1 protein-coding gene is annotated in these 406 nt (G+C 52.7%); it reads right to left on the bottom strand.

Features of this window, described 5'->3' with window-relative positions:
- Positions 1 to 406 (bottom strand): hypothetical protein (locus B3O33_RS10715; RefSeq protein WP_292363566.1); only part of this gene is annotated, 406 nt, incomplete at both ends.

Below are 406 nucleotides of genomic sequence, written 5' to 3'. Positions count from 1 at the left end.
CGCGATAAAAATCCATAGCGAGGCAAAGGTAGCCCCTTCCAATGCGGCATCAGCTGCTTCACGCGCGGCCTGTTCAGCGTCGGCAGCCGCTTGCTGAGCTCGATCGACTACCGCATTGACACGTTGCCCGGCCTCGCCTTCATCCAGTTCAGTATAGTTAGCGACTAACCCCACAATATATTGTTTATCATCTTCATTTAGCTCCCCGTCACGCAAGGCCTGAACGATAATATTGGATATTTCATCACGAACCTCGCCGTCTGCACGTTGTGCCACTTCCGCACCAGGAGCGGTACGCAAAAGTGCATCCGTAAAGTAATCGGATGAGTCAGACACAGCTTTACTGATTGCAGGCATTGCTGAGGTTGCACCTTGTGCCACTGAAGCGCCAGCTTTGGCAGTACCA

Source organism: Methylophaga sp. UBA1464, assembly GCF_002325665.1.
Classification (GTDB): Bacteria; Pseudomonadota; Gammaproteobacteria; order Nitrosococcales; family Methylophagaceae; genus Methylophaga.
The sequence above is the reverse complement of the archived record's forward strand: the minus strand, read 5'-3'. Positions and strand labels throughout refer to the sequence as shown.